Origin of the sequence: Salegentibacter mishustinae, assembly GCF_002900095.1 — a bacterium.
Lineage (GTDB): Bacteria > Bacteroidota > Bacteroidia > Flavobacteriales > Flavobacteriaceae > Salegentibacter > Salegentibacter mishustinae.
Map to the genome: position 1 here is coordinate 395131 of NZ_LLKN01000001.1, position 19723 is coordinate 414853.

Annotated in this window: 16 protein-coding genes; 10 read left to right on the plus strand and 6 right to left on the minus strand. The window is 37.8% G+C overall.

Annotation, left to right across the window (positions count from 1 at the left end; translation table 11 throughout):
• Positions 1-17: 17 nt before the first annotated feature.
• The 9 genes from tamL to APB85_RS01890 all read left to right on the plus strand — a co-directional run bounded on the left by tamL (position 18) and on the right by APB85_RS01890 (position 11039).
• Positions 18-2597, plus strand: coding sequence for a translocation and assembly module lipoprotein TamL (gene tamL, locus APB85_RS01850; protein WP_455566831.1), 2580 nt, complete (start codon positions 18-20; stop codon positions 2595-2597).
• A gap of 45 nt (positions 2598-2642) precedes the next feature.
• Complete coding sequence (gene fbaA, locus APB85_RS01855) at positions 2643-3710, plus strand: class II fructose-bisphosphate aldolase (RefSeq protein ID WP_057480452.1); 1068 nt, start codon at positions 2643-2645, stop codon at positions 3708-3710.
• A gap of 113 nt (positions 3711-3823) precedes the next feature.
• Positions 3824-4681 (plus strand): acetyl-CoA carboxylase, carboxyltransferase subunit beta, encoded by an 858-nt coding sequence (gene accD / locus APB85_RS01860; RefSeq protein WP_057480453.1) that lies wholly within the window; start codon positions 3824-3826, stop codon positions 4679-4681.
• A gap of 101 nt (positions 4682-4782) precedes the next feature.
• Positions 4783-5052 carry a 30S ribosomal protein S15 gene (gene rpsO, locus APB85_RS01865; protein ID WP_057480454.1) on the plus strand — a complete coding sequence of 90 codons (270 nt, stop codon included), beginning with the start codon at positions 4783-4785 and terminating at the stop codon, positions 5050-5052.
• 267 nt (positions 5053-5319) lie between these two features.
• Complete coding sequence (locus APB85_RS01870) at positions 5320-7569, plus strand: polyribonucleotide nucleotidyltransferase (RefSeq protein ID WP_057480455.1); 2250 nt, start codon at positions 5320-5322, stop codon at positions 7567-7569.
• Between the two features lie 319 nt (positions 7570-7888).
• Complete coding sequence (locus APB85_RS01875; RefSeq protein WP_011708302.1) at positions 7889-8752, plus strand: sigma-70 family RNA polymerase sigma factor; 864 nt, start codon at positions 7889-7891, stop codon at positions 8750-8752.
• 195 nt (positions 8753-8947) lie between these two features.
• Positions 8948-9358: a BLUF domain-containing protein gene (locus tag APB85_RS01880; protein WP_057480456.1), complete on the plus strand. Its 411-nt coding sequence runs from the start codon at positions 8948-8950 to the stop codon at positions 9356-9358.
• A 48-nt stretch (positions 9359-9406) separates the two neighbouring features.
• Positions 9407-10069 carry a ribulose-phosphate 3-epimerase gene (rpe, locus tag APB85_RS01885; RefSeq protein ID WP_057480457.1) on the plus strand — a complete coding sequence of 221 codons (663 nt, stop codon included), beginning with the start codon at positions 9407-9409 and terminating at the stop codon, positions 10067-10069.
• Complete coding sequence (locus APB85_RS01890; protein WP_057480458.1) at positions 10056-11039, plus strand: YpdA family putative bacillithiol disulfide reductase; 984 nt, start codon at positions 10056-10058, stop codon at positions 11037-11039. The genes rpe and APB85_RS01890 overlap by 14 nt, the downstream gene beginning before the upstream one ends.
• On the opposite strand, the gene APB85_RS17645 is transcribed toward APB85_RS01890, so the two are convergent.
• Positions 11040-11144 (minus strand): hypothetical protein, encoded by a 105-nt coding sequence (locus tag APB85_RS17645; RefSeq protein WP_201780890.1) that lies wholly within the window; start codon positions 11142-11144, stop codon positions 11040-11042.
• Between the two features lie 112 nt (positions 11145-11256).
• Complete coding sequence (locus APB85_RS01895) at positions 11257-11622, minus strand: hypothetical protein (protein WP_057480459.1); 366 nt, start codon at positions 11620-11622, stop codon at positions 11257-11259.
• Positions 11623-11918: 296 nt separating this feature from the next.
• Between APB85_RS01895 and APB85_RS01900 the strand changes: the two genes are divergently transcribed.
• Complete coding sequence (locus tag APB85_RS01900) at positions 11919-12929, plus strand: LLM class flavin-dependent oxidoreductase (RefSeq protein WP_057480460.1); 1011 nt, start codon at positions 11919-11921, stop codon at positions 12927-12929.
• A gap of 511 nt (positions 12930-13440) precedes the next feature.
• On the opposite strand, the gene APB85_RS01905 is transcribed toward APB85_RS01900, so the two are convergent.
• From APB85_RS01905 to APB85_RS01920, 4 genes are all read right to left on the minus strand, one after another.
• Entirely contained in the window at positions 13441-14799 is a 1359-nt protein-coding gene (locus APB85_RS01905) for a capsule assembly Wzi family protein (RefSeq protein ID WP_057480461.1), read from the minus strand.
• Positions 14800-15044: 245 nt separating this feature from the next.
• On the minus strand, positions 15045-17444 hold the full coding sequence (locus APB85_RS01910; RefSeq protein WP_057480462.1) for a GumC family protein: 2400 nt from the start codon (positions 17442-17444) through the stop codon (positions 15045-15047).
• Between the two features lie 6 nt (positions 17445-17450).
• Positions 17451-18251, minus strand: a complete 801-nt coding sequence (locus APB85_RS01915) for a polysaccharide biosynthesis/export family protein (protein ID WP_057480463.1) — start codon at positions 18249-18251, stop codon at positions 17451-17453.
• 245 nt (positions 18252-18496) lie between these two features.
• Positions 18497-19675, minus strand: a complete 1179-nt coding sequence (locus tag APB85_RS01920; RefSeq protein ID WP_057480464.1) for a glycosyltransferase family 4 protein — start codon at positions 19673-19675, stop codon at positions 18497-18499.
• Between the last annotated feature and the right edge of the window lie 48 nt (positions 19676-19723).

Sequence of the window (19723 nt, forward strand, 5' to 3'; positions counted from 1 at the left end):
TTTGATCTCTTAAAAATGTGTGTTTGAATCGGCATTTCGCAAAAATATCATTATTTTTTTTAAGCCTGCTTTTTTTAATTTCCTGTAATGCTGTAAAACGCGTAGAAGGTGATGATAAACTGCTCACTGACAATGAGATTTTCGTCAATGACGAAAAGATTAAAGAAACCCGTATTTACAACCAGCTCTACCAGGAACCAAATACCAGTTTCTTAGGAGTTCCACTTCGACTTCATTTTTATAATCTTGCCCGCCCAAATATCGATTCTATTTTAAGCGAAAAATATCTTGAAAATGAAAGCAAGAAAAATACACTGGTAGATATTCTTTCCTATAAACAGTTTGAAAAATTTCTGCATTCACGAAAGACTTTCAACGAATGGATTAAAAGAACCGGCGAAGCACCGGTAATTGTAAATGAGGAAGAAACCAAAAAATCGGTTAACCGTTTAAATTCCTGGTATTGGAACAATGGCTGGTTTAATGTAGAAACCGATTACGAAATAATTTCTTCAGAAAATAAAAAGAAACGCGCTCGGGTAGCCTACGAAGTTAGAACCGGAGAACCTTATTATTTAGATTCCATCACTACCAATATATCTTCTAAAGTTATAGATTCTTTATACGAACTTCATAAAGACGAATCTGTCATTAAGAAAGGTATGCAGTATAAAACCTTGGATATCAATGAAGAAAGAGACCGCCTCACTTCTCTTTTTAGAAATAGCGGGGTGTATAATTTTGACCAGGAATATATAAGTTTTAATGCCGATACGATTAACACGGGCAAAAATGTAAATACAACCGTGATAATAAAAAACCGTTTTGCTTCAGAAGAAGACACCACCTCAAGGGTTCCATTTAAAATTCACGAAATTAGTAAGGTTAATATTTTCACCGATTATAAATATGCAAATCGGAATCAGGCATTAACCGATAGTATAACTACCGATGAGGGCTACACCCTTTATAGCTTTGAAGAACTTCGCTATAAACCCGAAGCCATTACCGATGCAGTTTTTATTAGACCAGGAAATACATACAGTGATATTTCCCGCTCCCGAACTTACAATCGCTTAAACTCTTTACGCGTTTTTAAATATCCTAATGTACAATTCACCCCAGATCCTGCAGATTCTACCCGTAGTGATCTTGTGGCTAATATTTTTTTAACTCCGCAGCCAAAATACTCATTGGGTTTCGATTTTGATGTTTCACAAAGCAATATCCAAAAGTTCGGAATTGGTTTTGGCGGCTCGCTTTTAATAAGAAACGTATTTAGAGGAGCCGAAAACTTTGAAATTTCAGGACGGGGAAGTATAGGATCGTCTACAGATGCCGCAATAAGTGGAAATGACGACCGATTTTTTGATATTTCAGAAATTGGAGCCGATCTTAAACTTACTTTTCCAAGGATATTTCTTCCTATTAATACCGATAAGTTTATCCCGAAATACATGCAACCCTTTACCGCACTTAGCGTAGGAGTTAGCACCCAAAATAATATTGGTTTAGATAAGCGAAACCTTACCGGGATTCTTAATTACCGTTGGAATCCGTCGCCACAACTTTCTAACCGCCTTGATCTTTTAAACATTCAATACGTAAGAAACCTGAATACCGATAACTATTTTAATGTTTATCGTAATTCGTACAACGATCTCAACCAGATCGTTCAATCGGGCAGTATCGTTACCAATCCCTCTTATTTAAATGAAGAAGGATTGCTAATTATCCCAACAGGAGCTGAAAGTTTTATTAACGATGTCTCGAATAATACCGGTGGGACTACCGGCCTGGACGAAGATCAAACACAACTGGTAAATAATATAGGAGAACGTAAAAATCGTTTAACTGAAAACAACCTGATTTTCGCTACTAACTACACCTATTTATGGAATACCAAGAAAAATTTATACGATCAGGAATTCACTAGGTTTAGGTTTAAAATAGAAACCGCTGGGAATACACTTTCTGCAATTTCCTCAATAGCCGACTTTGAAAAAAATGAAAATGGAAATTATAATATTTTAGGAGTAAACTTCTCTCAATATATCAAAACCGAGCTCGATTTTATTAAGCACTGGGATATGGGACAGAATAATATTTTAGCTTTTCGAGCATTCGGCGGCGTGGCAATCCCTTATGGAAATGCAAACAGCATCCCATTTGTAAGAAGTTTCTTTGCCGGTGGCCCTAATGATAATCGTGCGTGGCGAGCTTACGATCTTGGCCCGGGCAGCAGTGGCGGTCGAAATGAATTTAATGAAGCTAATATGAAACTTGCCTTTAATGCAGAATATCGTTACAACCTGTTTGGCGCTTTAAATTCGGCTGTTTTTATAGACGTAGGAAATATCTGGAATGTACTGGATATTGTTGAAGATGAAAAGGCAACTTTTGAGTCCCTTGCAGACTTAAAAAATATTGCTGTAGGCTCTGGTTTTGGACTTAGGTACGACTTTAACTTTTTTGTATTAAGATTTGATGTTGGCTTTAAAACCTACAACCCTGCCCTTCCCGAAGGCAATCGCTGGTTTAAAAATTACAACTTTAATAATGCGGTCTATAATGTAGGGATCAATTATCCTTTCTAAGCCAACATATTTTCTTATTTTTGTATTTCTAATTCAACTAAAATTATGAGTCACAACATTAAACCAGGCGTAGCCACAGGAAAAGAAGTACAGGAAATATTTAATTATGCCAAGGAAAAAGGCTTTGCCCTTCCTGCAGTAAACGTAATTAGTTCAAGCAGTATGAATGCGGTAATGGAAACCGCTGCCGAACTAAATTCACCGGTAATTATTCAATTCTCTAATGGAGGTGCCCAGTTTAACGCCGGGAAAGGACTTTCTAACGATAACGAAAAAGCTGCTATTGCGGGTGCGGTAGCGGGAGCAAAACATATAAATGAGCTTGCTGAAGCTTATGGTGCAGTAGTTATTTTACATACAGACCACTGTGCGAAAAAACTACTTCCCTGGATAGATGGTTTATTGGATGCCAGTGAAAAACATTTCGAGCAATTCGGAAAACCATTGTATAGCTCGCATATGATAGATCTTTCTGAAGAACCTCTTGAGGAAAATATTGCAACCTGCAAGAAATATCTTGAAAGAATGAGCAAAATGGGGATGACCCTGGAAATTGAACTTGGAGTAACTGGTGGTGAAGAAGACGGTGTAGATAATACTGATGTTGATTCCTCTAAATTATATACCCAACCAGAAGAAGTAGCTTATGCTTATGAAGAATTAAGCAAAGTAAGCGATCAGTTCACAATTGCTGCAGCTTTTGGAAACGTTCACGGAGTTTACAGACCCGGAAACGTAAAACTCACTCCGATAATCCTTAAAAACTCTCAGGAACACATTACTAAAAAATATGGTGTAGAAGAAAATCATATTGACTTTGTATTCCACGGAGGTAGTGGTTCTACTGTTGAAGAAATTCGCGAAGGAATTAGCTACGGAGTAATTAAAATGAATATCGATACCGACCTTCAATATGCTTACCTTGAAGGTATTCGTGATTATATGGGAGAAAAGAAAGATTATCTTGCTACCCAAATAGGTAATCCTGAAGGAAGCGATGTACCTAACAAGAAATATTACGATCCAAGAAAATGGCTACGCGAAGGAGAGCTTACTTTTAAAGCCCGACTTAAAAAGGCATTCGAAGACCTTAATAACGTAAATACTTTATAAATTTAATTTTTATTCAACAGCTGGAATTTCAAAGATTCCGGCTGTTTTTATTTTAAGTAAAACTTTCAGTTTGTTGCTTATAAAATAGACTGAAACCTGAAACCTGAAAATAGATGGCTTGGTTTAAAAGAACACAAAAAGGAATTCAAACACCAACAGAACATAAAAAAGATGTTCCTAAAGGTCTTTGGTATAAATCACCAACTGGTAAGATTGTAGATGCCGAACAGTTGGAAAGCAATTTTTATGTAAGTCCGGAAGATGGTTACCACGTAAGAATTGGCAGTAAAGAATATTTTAAGATCCTTTTTGATGATAATAAATTCAAAGAATTGGATAAAGATGTAACTTCTAAAGATCCTTTAAGTTTCAAGGATACTAAGAAATACACCGATCGTCTAAAGGCCGCCCAGGAAAAAACCGATCTTAATGATGCGGTTCGTACCGCTGTTGGAAAATCTAAAGGAAAAGATCTCGTAATTGCCTGTATGGATTTTAGTTTTATTGGCGGTTCTATGGGATCTGTAGTAGGTGAAAAAATTGCCCGCGCTGCAGAATACGCCCTAAACAATCAAATTCCTTTCATGATAATTTCCAAATCTGGAGGGGCAAGAATGCAAGAAGCAGCTTTATCACTAATGCAATTGGCAAAAACTTCGGTTAGATTGGCACAACTTGCAGAAGCTCGCCTACCTTACATTTCTTTAGCCACAGATCCAACTACCGGGGGTACCACAGCCTCTTTCGCAATGTTAGGAGATATTAATATTTCTGAACCAGGCGCTTTAATAGGATTTGCAGGACCTCGTGTAGTAAAAGACACCACCGGAAAAGATCTTCCAAAAGATTTTCAAACTTCAGAATTCCTTAAGGAACATGGCTTTTTAGATTTCATAACAAAAAGGTCCGAACTTAAGAATAAAGTAAACCTGTATTTGGATCTTATTCAAAATCAACCGGTAAGAGCTTAAAATAAATTTTCCTTTAAGTAGGTAATTATATAGAAAGTAGTATCTTTGCCGCCTGACGGAAAAACTGTCAATACATAAAAATCATTAAAATTAATATTGGAATGTATTTAGCCAAAGAAAGAAAAGAAGAAATTTTTGAGAAACACGGAAAAAGCAAAACCGACACTGGTTCTGCTGAAGGACAAATCGCTTTGTTCACTTACCGAATCTCTCACCTTTCTGACCACTTAAAAAAGAATCGTAAAGACTACAACTCAGAGCGTTCTTTGGTAAGACTGGTTGGTAAAAGAAGAAGCTTACTTGATTACTTAATGAAGAAAGATATTATGAGATATCGTGCGATCGTTAAAGAATTAGGATTAAGAAAATAAATTTCAAAGGGGGCTTTACGCCCCCTTTTTTTATATAGTATTAATTAATAAATTTCCTCTGGTAAGCTTATTTCACAGAAAAATACAAGCTAGCCTTGAAATATTTTAAATCTCGATTATCGAGTAAAATTGTCGCTCAAAGAGAGTAGTTTTTCATTGGTCTACACAACACACAACACAACTCCCGGCCGTCCGGTATAGGCGGAGACCATTGTTTAACAAAAAGATCTGGTGAAGTTATTCAGATCAAACGAAGAATTCAAAATTATGATTCCACAAACATTTAAAGAGGTTATCGATTTAGGAGATGGAAGAGAAATCTCTATCGAAACCGGAAAATTAGCAAAGCAGGCCCACGGGTCGGTTGTTGTTCAAATGGGCAATGCTATGTTGCTTTGTACTGTAGTATCTTCTTATAAAGAAAGTACTATGGATTTCTTTCCACTAACTGTAGATTACAGGGAAAAATTTGCTGCCGCAGGTCGTTACCCGGGCGGTTTCTTTAAAAGAGAAGCAAGACCAAGTGACGGCGAAGTTTTAACAATGAGAATTGTAGACCGCGTATTGCGTCCACTTTTCCCATCAGATTATAGAACAGAGACTCAGGTGATGATCCAATTGATGTCTCACGACGAAGAAGTTATGCCAGATGCTTTGGCAGGACTTGCTGCTTCGGCCGCTATCCAACTTTCAGACATTCCTTTTGAAACTGCTATTTCTGAAGCTCGTGTAGCCAGAATAGATGGTGAATTTGTGATAAACCCAAGCCGTAGCCAATTACAGGATTCTGACATCGATATGATTATTGGTGCATCTTCAGATTCTGTAATGATGGTTGAAGGTGAGATGAAAGAAATTTCAGAAGAAGAAATGGCCGAGGCTATTCAATTCGCTCACGAACACATCAAAAAACAAATAGATGCTCAATTGCGTTTAGCTGAAGCGTTTGGTAAAAAACCGGTTAGGGAATATGCCACTGCTGAAGAAAAAGAAGATATAGAGAAAAAAGTTCGCGATGCGGCTTACGATAAAATTTACGAGATTGCTAAAGGTGGTCACGGTAAAAAAGAACGTAGCGAAGCTTTTTCTGCAGTAAAAGACGAAGTTTTAGCTTTATTTTCTGAAGAAGAATTGGAAGAAAATGAAAAGCTGATCAAAAAATATTATAGCAAAACTGAAAAAGAAGCGGTAAGAGAACTTACTCTTGCTGAAGGTATTCGTCTTGATGGTAGAAAAACCGACGAAATTAGACCTATCTGGTGTGAAACCGATTATTTACCATCGGTACACGGTTCGGCTATTTTCACTCGTGGGGAAACTCAGGCTTTGGCAACTGTTACTTTGGGTACTTCCAGAGAAGCAAACACCATAGATATGCCAACTCACCAAGGTGAGGAAACTTTCTATTTACATTATAATTTCCCTCCATTTTGTACCGGAGAAGCTTACCCAATTAGAGGTACTTCAAGACGTGAAATAGGACACGGAAACCTTGCACAACGTGCATTAAAAGGAATGATTCCTGAAAACAATCCTTATACAGTAAGAATCGTTTCTGAAGTATTAGAATCTAACGGCTCGTCCTCTATGGCAACGGTTTGTGCCGGAACTATGGCAATGATGGACGCCGGGGTTAAAATGAAAAAACCGGTTTCTGGTATCGCTATGGGATTAATTTCTGATGGTGAGCGCCACGCTGTACTTTCAGACATTCTTGGAGATGAAGATCACCTTGGAGATATGGACTTTAAAGTAACCGGAACGGCTGACGGGATTACCGCTTGCCAAATGGATATTAAAGTAAAAGGACTTCCTTACGAAATCTTAGTAAAAGCGCTAAAACAAGCTCGCGCAGGAAGACTTCATATTCTAGAAAAACTGACTGATACTATTGCTGAGCCAAACGAAAATGTAAAAGCTCACGCTCCAAAAATCATCACCAGAAGAATTCCTAACGAATTTATTGGTGCATTGATTGGGCCTGGAGGAAAAGTGATTCAGGAACTTCAAAAAACTACAGGATGTGAAATCGTTATTAACGAAGACCCTGTAACTGAAGAAGGTATTGTTGAAATTCTTGGAACAAAACAAGAAGGTATAGATAAAGTTCTTGCAAAAATAGATTCTATCACTTTCAAACCTGAAAAAGGAAGTGTTTACGAAGTAAAAGTTATTAAAGTTCTTGACTTTGGTGCCGTAGTAGAATATGTTGATGCTCCTGGCAACGAGGTTTTACTTCACATCTCTGAACTGGCTTGGGAACGCACAGATAACGTAACCGATATTCTTAATATTGGAGATGTAATAGATGTAAAATACTTTGGTGTAGACCCTAAAACCCGTAAGGAAAAAGTTTCAAGAAAAGCATTGCTTGAAAAACCTGAAGGTTACCAGGCAAGACCACCAAGAGACAACGATCGTAACGATAGAGGTCGTGACAACCGTGGTTCTCGAGACAATCGTGGTCGTGATGATCGCAGAGGCAGAGATAATAAAGATCGTAGAAATAACGATTAATTATTTTTAAGCATTATAAACTTAAATCCCCGAAAATTACTTTTTGGGGATTTTTTTATGCAATTTATTAAGTGCCTTTTAAACGTCAAGCTGAACTTGCAGGATGACGAAAAGATGATATTTTTATTTTTTTTTTGCGCTAGGGATTGCAGTGAAAAGCCCGGAATGACCAGCGGGAATGAGGACTTGAAGCGTAAAGCCCGACCCGCAGGGTAACGCCCAAATAAAATTAATTAAGGTTTTTTGTAACATTTCGACTACTCTTTGCGTATAAACTAATACAAGAGCTATTCATAATTAAAATCCAAGGAGACGATAGATGAGACAACTTAAGATTACGAAGCAGGTAACAAACCGTGAGACTGCTTCGTTAGACAAGTATTTGCAAGAAATTGGTAAAGTTGATCTAATTACTGCCGATGAAGAGGTAGAATTAGCACAACGAATTAAAGCGGGTGATGACCGTGCTTTAGAAAAATTAACTAAAGCGAATTTACGTTTTGTGGTGTCGGTAGCAAAACAATATCAAAATCAGGGGTTAACCCTACCCGACCTTATTAACGAAGGAAATTTAGGATTGATTAAAGCTGCTAAACGTTTTGATGAAACGCGTGGTTTTAAATTTATCTCCTATGCAGTATGGTGGATTCGCCAGTCTATTCTTCAGGCGCTGGCCGAGCAGTCGCGTATTGTTCGTTTACCATTGAATAAAATTGGATCTATTAACAAGATCAACAAAACTTTTGCTTTCTTAGAACAATCTCACGAGCGCCCACCAAGTGCTGAAGAAATTGCGAAAGAGCTGGACATGACGATTAATGACGTTAAGGAATCTATGAAGAATTCTGGCCGTCATGTCTCTATGGATGCTCCTTTGGTAGAAGGTGAAGATTCTAACCTTTACGATGTATTACGTTCCGGGGAATCTCCAAATCCTGATAAAGAACTTTTACACGAATCTCTAAGAACTGAAATTGAGCGTGCATTAGAAACTTTAACTCCGCGTGAAGCAGATGTTATTCGTTTATACTTTGGTCTTGGAGACCAGCACCCTATGACGCTTGAAGAAATTGGAGAAACTTTTGATCTAACAAGAGAAAGAGTTAGACAGATTAAAGAAAAAGCGATTAGAAGGTTAAAACACACTTCTAGAAGCAAGATCCTGAAAACTTATTTAGGATAAGATATTTAAAATGACAACAGTTAATGCCGGCGACGGCTGGCTAACATAACTGTTCGTTTTTTGATTGATGAATGACCCCGGCGTGATGAACCGGGGTTTTTTCGTTTAAGTTCTTTGAGGATATTATTATTTTAAACGTAACTTAAACAGTTATTAAAATTTATTATTTTTGCCCGATCAACTTCAAAATATAATATGCGCTACGCCATAAGTTATGTAAGTACCGTAAACCCGGCACTTTCAGAAAGTGAAATCCAGGAAGCTCTGGACTTTAGTAAAAACTGGAATAACGATAATCAAGTTACCGGAGTACTATTATATTCCCAGGGTAATTTTTTCCAGGTTTTGGAAGGCGAAGAACAATTACTAAAAGATCTTTTTAAACGAATTAAGGCCGACCAAAGGCATCATAATATTATTACTATATTCCAGAAACAGATTCCTGATATCCAGTTTGATGGATACGAAGCCGATTTTATTTCGCTAGACGATCGTTTTCAGCAAAAAAATATAAACACCTATACCAACCAGGTGAGCCTGCTTAATCCTGCTATTCAAAGCTCTGTAAGGTATATCTTAAATAAATTTACAGAAGGCATAAAATAAGTTTAATCTTGTTATTTTTGTGTGCACACTTACAACAGCACAACAATTATGAGTACAAAACTTATTGCCCCATCTATTCTTGCTGCAGATTTTGGAAATCTTCAGCGTGATGTTGAAATGGTAAACCAAAGTGAGGCCGACTGGTTTCATATTGATATTATGGACGGTGTTTTTGTTCCGAATATTTCTTACGGAATGCCCGTACTTCAGGCTATTACCAAACATGCCGAAAAAACTATTGATGTTCACCTTATGATCGTAGATCCAGATAGGTACATTAAAGAATTCGCCAACTTGGGAGCCGATAATCTTACCGTGCATTATGAAGCCTGCACACACTTGCATAGGACGCTACAAGCGATTAAAGCCGAAGGAATGCAGGCCGGGGTTGCGATAAATCCGCATACCAGTGTAGATTTATTGAAAGATGTGATCAATGATATCGACATAGTTTGTATAATGAGTGTTAATCCGGGTTTCGGCGGACAAAGTTTTATTGAGAACACCTACCAAAAAGTTCAGCGTTTAAAAGAGCTTATTGTAACTCATAACGCTTCAACTTTAATTGAAATTGATGGCGGAGTAACTAACGAAAATGCTACCCAGCTTATAAAAGCGGGAGCAGATGTTCTTGTAGCCGGTAGTTATGTTTTTAAAGCTAAAGACCAGAAGGAAACCATAAAAGACCTAAAAAAACTTGCAAACTCCTAAGAATACTTACGATGTTATAATTATTGGTGGCGGCCCTATTGGTATTGCCTGTGCCCTGGAAGCTGAAAAGAAAAACCTTTCTTATCTTATTCTGGAAAAGGGTTGCCTGGCAAATTCCTTGTATAATTATCCTACAAACATGACTTTCTTTTCAACCTCAGAAAAACTGGAGTTGGATGATATCCCGTTTATCAGCAATAACCCCAAGCCCAGAAAAGCTGAGGCTTTAGAATATTATCGTAGGATTGCTACATCTAATAAAATTAACATCAAGTTATTTGAAAAGGTCAACAGGGTTGAATCGAAAGATAACCTGCATACTGTAACAAGTACAAAAAACCAGTACACTGCAAAAAATGTAGTAGTGGCTACCGGTTTCTATGACATCCCGAATTACCTGAACATTCCCGGGGAAGATTTACCAAAAGTAGCTCATTATTATGGAGATCCTCATTATTATGCCACTCTAAAGACCGTTGTGGTTGGTGCGAGCAATTCGGCTGTAGATGCAGCGCTAGAAATATACCGAAAAGGTGGCGAGGTTACGATGATTGTTAGAAAAGATGAAATTGGTCGCCGGGTAAAATACTGGGTGCGGCCCGATATTGATAACCGAATTAAGGAAGGCAGCATCAAAGCTTTTTTCAATGCTAATTTAAAAGAAATTAAAGAGAAGGAAGTTATTATTGAAACCCCGGAAGGTGAAAAAGTACTTGAAAACGACTTCGTTCTAATGCTCACAGGCTATCGTCCAAATTTTGAGTTTCTAAAAAACATGGGGATTGATCTCTCTGATGACGGACGAAAAATTCCTCAATATAACGAGGAAACAATGGAAACAAATGTGAAAGGAATATACCTGGCTGGAGTTATTTGCGGTGGTGTAGAAACTCATAAATGGTTTATAGAAAACTCAAGGGTTCATGCTGCTATGATAATGAAAGATCTGGCTCGTAAAGAAACGGCTTAATTACAAGTGCACCCTCACCTGGCGCCTATTGTTTTTCTCATAATCCAGGTGCGCATCTTCCTTAGAAACACCACGGGGCCCGAGTCTATCTACCAGGATTCTAATATTATCTGAGCCTCTTTATGCTCATAAATTCTTGCTATTTCTATGGTCATTTCTTAAAAAAAAAGCGATCTCAATTATAAGATCGCTTTTCTAAGTTTTGAATAAAAGATTATTATCTACTCATCAGAACAACTTCCGAGGAGTTTAAACTATCATTTCTATTCAACAATTTTCCGTAAAATTCCAAATCACTTTGTTGGTCCTTAAATGATTTGTCCAACCATTTTGCAGCCTTGTTTATCGGAAATTTATATACTTTAATCTCTGGATAAGTATCTGGAGATTCAGACTCGTCAATTCCAATTTCAATTTGCTGTTTACTTTTATTGTAATAAACATACTTAGCAAGGAAATTGTGTTTAATAAGGCTAATAAATTCTTCAGGAAGTTCCTGGCAGGTTTCGCACTCTTCAATGTATTGTTTTACTAATTGACGAAGGCTTAGCCTAATTTCGTTGGTATTTAAATAAGATGCCATAGGTGTTAATTTTAGTGGTTTGCTAAGGCTAAATTATGTGGAAGTTTGGCGGGTGAAAATTTTTTATGCGTACTTTAACTTCAGATTGTTAATATATCTAAATTAAATCAATTTTTGGTAATAAAAAAATTAACGAAAACCTTTTCGCTCCAAGCAATTCAAAGTAAAAATGCGAATTCATTCTTAACTTTCTATTAGCATTTTTAAGGAAAGGACTCACAATAAGGATTGTTGAGGATTAGTGTAAGGAATTCAATCTTCTTTCGGCTATTTGTAAGCATAAAATCAAATCCAATATGGCTTCAAAATTAAGTGATATCCCCTACTCTATTCTTGAATTGGCTACGGTAGCCAAAAATTCCAGTGTCAAAGAAACTTTTGATCGAAGCCTTGATTTGGCTCAAAAAGCGGAGGAAATGGGGTATAGTCGATTATGGCTGGCCGAACATCATAATATGGTAAGTATTGCCAGTTCTGCAACCTCGGTATTGATAGGCCATATTGCTGAAGGTACGAAGAAAATTAAAGTAGGATCGGGTGGAATTATGCTTCCAAATCATTCTCCTCTAATCGTTGCTGAACAGTTTGGAACTTTAGGAACACTTTATCCTAACAGAATAGATCTGGGATTAGGAAGAGCCCCTGGGACCGATCAGGTTACTGCACAGGCAATTCGGTCAGACCGGATGAAGTCGGTTTTTAAATTTCCCGAGGAAGTAAAAGAAATTCAGAAATATTTTTCAGTAGAAAATGCTCAGGAAAAAGTAAGAGCCGCCGTTGCTGAAGGAGTTGATGTGCCCATCTATATACTGGGATCAAGCACCGATAGTGCCCATCTTGCTGCCGAACAGGGATTACCTTATGTTTTCGCCAGTCATTTTGCCCCGGCACAATTGCACCAGGCATTGAGCATCTATCATAATAATTTTAAACCTTCCAAATTTTTAGAAGAGCCCTACACTATTGCCGGTGTAAATATAATCGCCGCAGATACTACTGCTCAAGCTGAAAAAATATCGACTTCGCTTATAAAAATGATGCTTGGCGTTATGAGTGGAAATATAGATTATATGCAGCCCCCGGAAGATTTCACGAATGAACATAGGGAAATTCTTGCTCACCCAGGTTTTCAACGAATGCTTAAATATGCATTTATTGGCGATCCCGGAACTATAAAAGAAAAAACCGAAGCATTTCTACAGGAAACCGGTGTAAATGAAATTATGGCCGTTTCTCATATTTATGACCATCAAGAAAGGTTAAAGTCTTTTGAAATATTTTCGGAAATTATGAAGGGTAATATTTAAGATTGTAGTTTTATAATTTGCTGCCTTACTACAATAGGTAGATTTATACTAATATTAATTTTCCTACTGAAAATTCACCAAAAGCCACGGAGCATTTAATTATTAAAAACCTCTTCTTAGACCCCGAAATAAATTCGGGGTGACGTAGCTTTCGTCATGCTGAACTGGTTTCAGCATATAACACCTAAATTAGCAAACTATCTCGGATAAACTATTAGTTGCTAGAAATGACGTAAATAAATTACCATTGCGCAAGTCACGGGCATTTAAATCTCGCTCGCTTATCGATTAAAACAACAAAACCTCAAGAATTCTCAAGAGGTTTTGTTGTTTTAATTGAATTAGTAACCCCGGCAGGAGTCAGTTTAGGCTATCGCACCCTGCAATTATAAAGGCTTTCTATTTTGTGTTGACGATTTGTGAACCTTAATTTTGATTCGTTTTACGCTAATTTAATAATAAGGTTTGACTCCTGGAATAAGTCTTTGATTTTTAACAAAGTTCGCCAAACTTAGAACTCCTTTCTTAGATTAATCCCGAATCCATAAAGCGGCTCGGCTACATTGCTTAATTCCAGTCCTAATTGCACATTTAATTGGACAAAAGATTGCAACAAATTAATATCGAACAAGCCTGAAAAAACATCCCGATTGGGAGCATAAAACCTACCATACCTACCTTCGTTATGAGAAAAACTCATTAATAGCTTCCACGGGTAACTCACAAAGTAATTAGAAATATTCCCGGAGATCCCTAAGTGATGTGCACTAAACTTATTATTTACTACCTGGTCTAATTCTTCATCATAGGTGAAAAATGGTAGGCCTAAAATTCTGCGTTCGTAAGTGAATCCAGAATGATAGGTAACATAATTATTTAAATATTGATCACTTTTATGCGGTGCACTCGAATTGATACTCTGGTTTCGAGTATAGTAAAACTCATATAGAATTCCATTGACTAGACGGCGGTTATCATCAAAATCCAGGAAAACTCCATAGCGGCCATCGGGGAAATTAGCAAATCGGCTGCCGGTGCCATCTTCAAACATATGGTTGTATATGAAGTTAAGTTGCATTTCGGGCGAAAGTCTTTTTCTTATTTCCAATTCATAAGTACCTAAATGATTTCCTAGAACATTAATCTGATCTCCTACAACTGCATTTTCTCCACCTTCTCTTCCAGTAATCACTTTAATATAATCAGCTAGTCCGTCCGGTTGTTGACCCGATTCCGGGGAGTCTCCGGCCCATTGTGCAAAATGACGGATCCCTGCTTCCACTTCAAAATCAGGGTTAGGGCGATACACCAATTTAAAACCTTTGTGATGCAAGCGGGCATTACTTACAAAGCGATCTTCTCCCAATAGATAATCACTCCAGTACGCCTCAAAACCAAAGGCGGACTGTGAACTGAAAAAGATGGTTCGATTTGTTGCCAAAGATATTCCGGGCATCGGCCTGGCATTTAAGGACCATAAAATACTTTCATTAGTAGCGCTTAAACCTTTATAAAGTTCTTCTTCCTGTTTTCTTCCAATTACGGCTTCCAGCCAGTCATTATTATAGGCAGCATAAATTTCATCCAGAAATATTTCATCGCTAATTCCATCCTGGTATAGAATCCCGGCGCCGATCTCTAAAGAATTTCCATTTCTGAATTCTTTAATCGTCTTTGCTGAAATCCATCCCGAAATATTAGTTTCTTCTGAGATTCGCCCTCGCTGGTTATGATACATCCAAAAAGGAAGGCGTTGCAATTCTCCATCGTGTATATACCCATTAAGATTTACCGAACCCGAAAAATCCCATTGGGCTTGAGAGCTAATAGATATTAAGCAGAAAAAGCTTAAGAATAGTAATTTTTTCATTAATGAAATGGAAGTAAGTATTTTAAGTGATTAGTTAATAGTTAATTGGAAGTATGAGTAAATAGCAAGACTCAAAAAGATCCTAAAGAAGGAATGGCGTGCTCTCCCGGTATCCGTCATTGCGAAGGAGGTACGACTGAAGCAATCTTTTCTTGATATTATGAGAACAAGTCGAAAGATTGCCGCATTACCAATTTCCCTTTGGTCAATTGATAACTCGCAATGACAGGTAAAAAAACAAGAGTTTAATAAACTGCCGCTTTATTTAAAAGACGCATAATAAATGATTTTTTCTCTTCCCCGTATGCATAGCCATATTTATTACCATAGCCGAAGTTCGCCCATTTTACATCATTCAACACAAAATTAAGATCTTTAAACTTCCCATCTCTCTTAGAGTCCACTGCGAATTGTAAAAGTTTCTTTTCGGTATGGCCGGCCCTTACAACATATAAGGTAACATCTGCCCATTTATTGATAAGGAACGTATCGGTTACTAGTAAGGAAGGAGCAGTATCAACAATTACATAGTCATACATCTGTTCCAACTCCTTAAACATTTCGCCAGTTTTCTGTCGTCTCCAGAGTTCGGATGGATTCGGAGGAATAGTACCCGAAGGTAAAAGCTGCAGGTTAGGATTTTCGGTATTAGACTCCCTAATTAAGTCTTTTAGTTTGAGCTCGTCGTTAGCCAGGTAGTCGCTTACGCCAATATGTGACCTGGCATCTTTCTCAAATCTCTGCAGTTGAGGGTTTCTAAGATCAGCCCCCACAATTAGCACTTTTTTATTAGTATTTGCAAGGGTTGCAGCCAGGTTAAAGGAAACCAGGGTTTTGCCTTCTCCTTTTACAGTTGAAGTTACAAAAATGGTATTCCCAGTATCCTTATCTGCCGTATTTACAATAAGGTATTGCAAGTTGGTATGTAAGATCCTAAAAGCCTCGGCAAGTACGCTACGGTCGTTCTTTAAGACCATTTCATTATTTTTCTTCTCTACTCGAGGAATTTCTCCAACCACGGGAATTTCTTTCGCTTGCTGTTCGAGATCTTCTCTACTTCTTACCTTATTGTTAAGCAACCCCTTCAAATATATAATTAGAAAAGGGATTAAAAGACCAAGGATAAGTGATGCCAATAAGATTATTTTAGATTTTGGTGAAACCGGAGTACTACCGCTATAAGCATCATCTACAATTTTTGCTTTTGGAGCAGTCACTGCCAGAGATAAAGAATTTTCTTCCCTCTTTTCGAGTAAGAACAAATAAAGAGCTTCTTTGATATTCTGTTGTCTTTCTATGCCACGATATTGTCTTTCCTTTGATGGGACCGAAGATATTTGTGAACCAATAACAGCCATCTGCCTATCCAGATCTTTTTGAGCGATCCTAAAATTATTTCGCATTCGTTCCAAACTCTGTAAAACATTGGCACGCATCTGCTCAATTTGAGCATTAAGTCTTAACACTACCGGGTTCTCTTCGGTTGAACCACTTAAAACCCTATTTCGCTCAAGAACAAGCGTGTTATATTCCCCTATAAGTTCGTTGACTCCGGTTTCCTGAATTCCCAGGTTAGCCGGTAACAGATCCGAATTACTTCCTGTTTCCAGGTAAGTGATCATGGCATTGGCTAATTCCAGTTGAGTTCCTACCTCTTGCTGACGTTTTTTATAATCACTGGCATTTTCAATAAACATTTCAGATTCAGCCTCTATATTAGTAAGCTGGTTGGCTTCTTTAAACTCCTCTTTGCCGACTTCTACCGAGTCCAGCTCCTGGTTGATGATAGCAAGCCGTTCATCTATAAACTCAGCGGTGTTAGAGGCTACCAGGTTTTTATCTTGTATCGCCTGTTGATTATATTCCAAAATCAATTGATCCAGAATATCCTGTGCTTTTTCTCTTACAGGATCTACCAGACTCAACTCCAGCAAGCTCGAATTCTTATCGGTTAAATTAATTTGAACTGCTTCGCGATATTTTCCCACCACTGATGCTAATGGGCTAAAGCGTACTCCAATCTTTCCGGTCTCATCATCCCGATTTATCCCGGTTCTTTCTACTGTGACAGTAGCAAAATCTATAGTTACAGGGGCTCCAAACTTTCCTTCAATTATTTCCTCGGTTTCCGTATTAACGAGCTGAAATTTCTCTTCAGATTTTGATACTATATAGAAAGAATTTCCTGATTCTTCTTTAATAGCTTTCCTTAAACTCTCTTCATCTAACTGAATCGCCACCACTTCAAAAGGAGTATTAGAATAAAGCTCTTTAGATTTTATAGCTCCTTCTTCAAAATAAGTAATATTAAGGTTTAGCGCCTTAATAGTCTGGCTCATTAAGGTTTTAGACTTTAAGATGCCTATTTCATTTTCAATACTACTGGCGCCCATTCCACCTAACAGACCGAGGTCGGCAAAAGCCGCCATTTCAGAAGATGGCCCTTTGCTCTTTTCATCTTTAATAATGATACTTGCGGTAGTGCTATATTCTGCTGTGGTATATTTTAAATATATAAAACCAATGAATACACAAAGGATCACACCAATAATAAACCAGGGCCAGTAGCGTAGGTATTTTTCGAGTTCTTCCCTTAGGTTGATTTCTTCTTCCTGGGGGCGATTTGGGGTAGATTGTTGAGACATAAATTCTTATCTTGTTAAGAGTACTGCCACAGAAACCAATACTGAGGCTATTGAAATATAAACTCCGGCATTCCGGTTATAACTTGCACTTTGACGTTGCGGTGCATTAGGTTCAACATAAACCACATCATTTTGTTGTAAATAATAGTAGGGAGAATTAATAACGTTAGCATCTCCCAGATCGAGATAAGCATGCGTGGTAACACCGTTTTCTTCTCGCATTACTAAAACATTATCGCGTTTTCCATATATGCTCAAATCTCCAGCCATGCCAAGTGCCTGGGATAAAGTAAAATAAGCATCCTGAACATCAAAAGTCCCCGGGCGATTTACTTCGCCTAAAACACTAATTTGAAAATTAACCAGCCTTACATTTACAATAGGATCCTGTACGTATCTCTTTATTTGTGCTTTAAGTTTTGCAGCCAGTTGCTGTTGGCTAAGACCTTCTGCGGTTACCTGGCCAAGAACAGGAAAATCTATCTCTCCATTCTCTTCTACCAGGTAGGTTTGCAATTGCTGCCTTCCATTAACCGCCATTCCCATATCCGTTCCTCCCTGGGGCACGCCAATTACCGGAAGATTAAATGGTAAAGCGGCAGCTTGTTCCGGGGCGGAAACGCTAATAGTAAGTAAATCGTTAGGTTTAATTTTTAAGCTGTTTTCTTGTTGTTTATCCATAGCGGCTTCAGCTTTTTCCAATCCCTGGAAGTAAACGATCTCTTTTCGGGATACACAGGAGGAAGCAAGACTAATAAGCAGTAGACCTATTACAGATAATTTAAAAAACTGGGGCAATTTCTTCATTTTTGAAAATTTGGGCAAATATATTGATTCATGTTAATTTTTACTTAATAAAGTCGGCAGACTTGAGATATTGGCCGTCATTGCGAAAGAGGCACGATTGAAGCAATCTGTTCCTGAGACTTTGAAATCAATTCGAAAGATTGCCGCGTCATCAATTTTCCTGCGGTCAATTAATTTCTCGCAATGACGATACCCATGAAATTTTTGGTCAATTCAAAGTAGATACGACTGACGCAATCCGCCAACTAATTCTCTACCGTCTCTCTTCTTTGCCGATCGACTCTAATTCCTTTTGGTCTACCATATAGCATCGTTCTTCGTTGTGATTTTCTTTTTAGGCCGGCGAAAGCAATAGCTACAACCACAAAAATCCCTAGCATGGCGAGGCTCATGCCTATACTTCTTAGGTCTCGACTTAACATCATGTATAAAATAATAACCGCCAGGTTTAATCCGCCAAGTACAAAACTTGCTTTTTTATGGCTTAGGCCATTATCCAGTAATACGTGATGCATATGATTACGATCGGCTTCAAAAGGAGTTTTCCTGTTACTTAACCGAATAATTATTACCCGCAGTGTATCAAAAATAGGCAGGAATAAAACTGCCAGGGCAAACAATAATCTATTTTCGGGTACAAAACCTTCTCTCATTAGTGGTTCGTAGGGCTGCATTACCAGTATCTTAAGACTTAAAAAAGCAATCATAAAGCCTATCACCAGGCTTCCACCGTCTCCCATAAACATTTTCTTGCTCCCACGTGAAAAATTAAACCTGAGGAAAGCCGCTAAAATTCCAGCTACAGTAAGACTCAAAAGTACAAAATAAGGATGTCCGGTAGCATAAAAGACTAGAGCATAGGTAAGGGAGATCACAATTCCTGAAATCCCTGCCAAACCGTCTATACCATCTATTAAATTATATGCATTTATTAACGCAACTACTATAAGACCTTTGAATAAATAACCTAAAACAACAGGGATTTCAAAAATTCCCAAAAATCCGTGTAAGCTGGTAAGCTGTAGCTCTGGAGAGAAAATGATAAATCCCGCAGCAAATAGCTGACTTACAAATTTTAATTTGGCAGAAGAAATTACCAGGTCGTCTTTTAAACCAGCCATAAAAAGAAAGGTAAGCCCTATAATTAAATGGTTTCCGGTAGGCGAAGTTCTTAAAGCCTGCAATACACTGATCACAAGTACCAGCACCAGGAAAAAAGCAACACCACCGAAAGGAGGAATTGCGGTACTATGGGAACTGCGTTCATTTACTTCTTTCATCATGTTTTTTTCCCTGCTTACCCATAATACTTTAGGCGTAAAGTACCATGTAAGTACAAAAGCTAATAGAAAAACACAACCCGCAAAAAATAAGTAATACTTATGAAACAGATCCAAAAGGACCGCTTGATCTAAAATATTCATATAAGTAAGTTTTGGTTGGATAATACCGACCTGTAGGGAGATCTTACG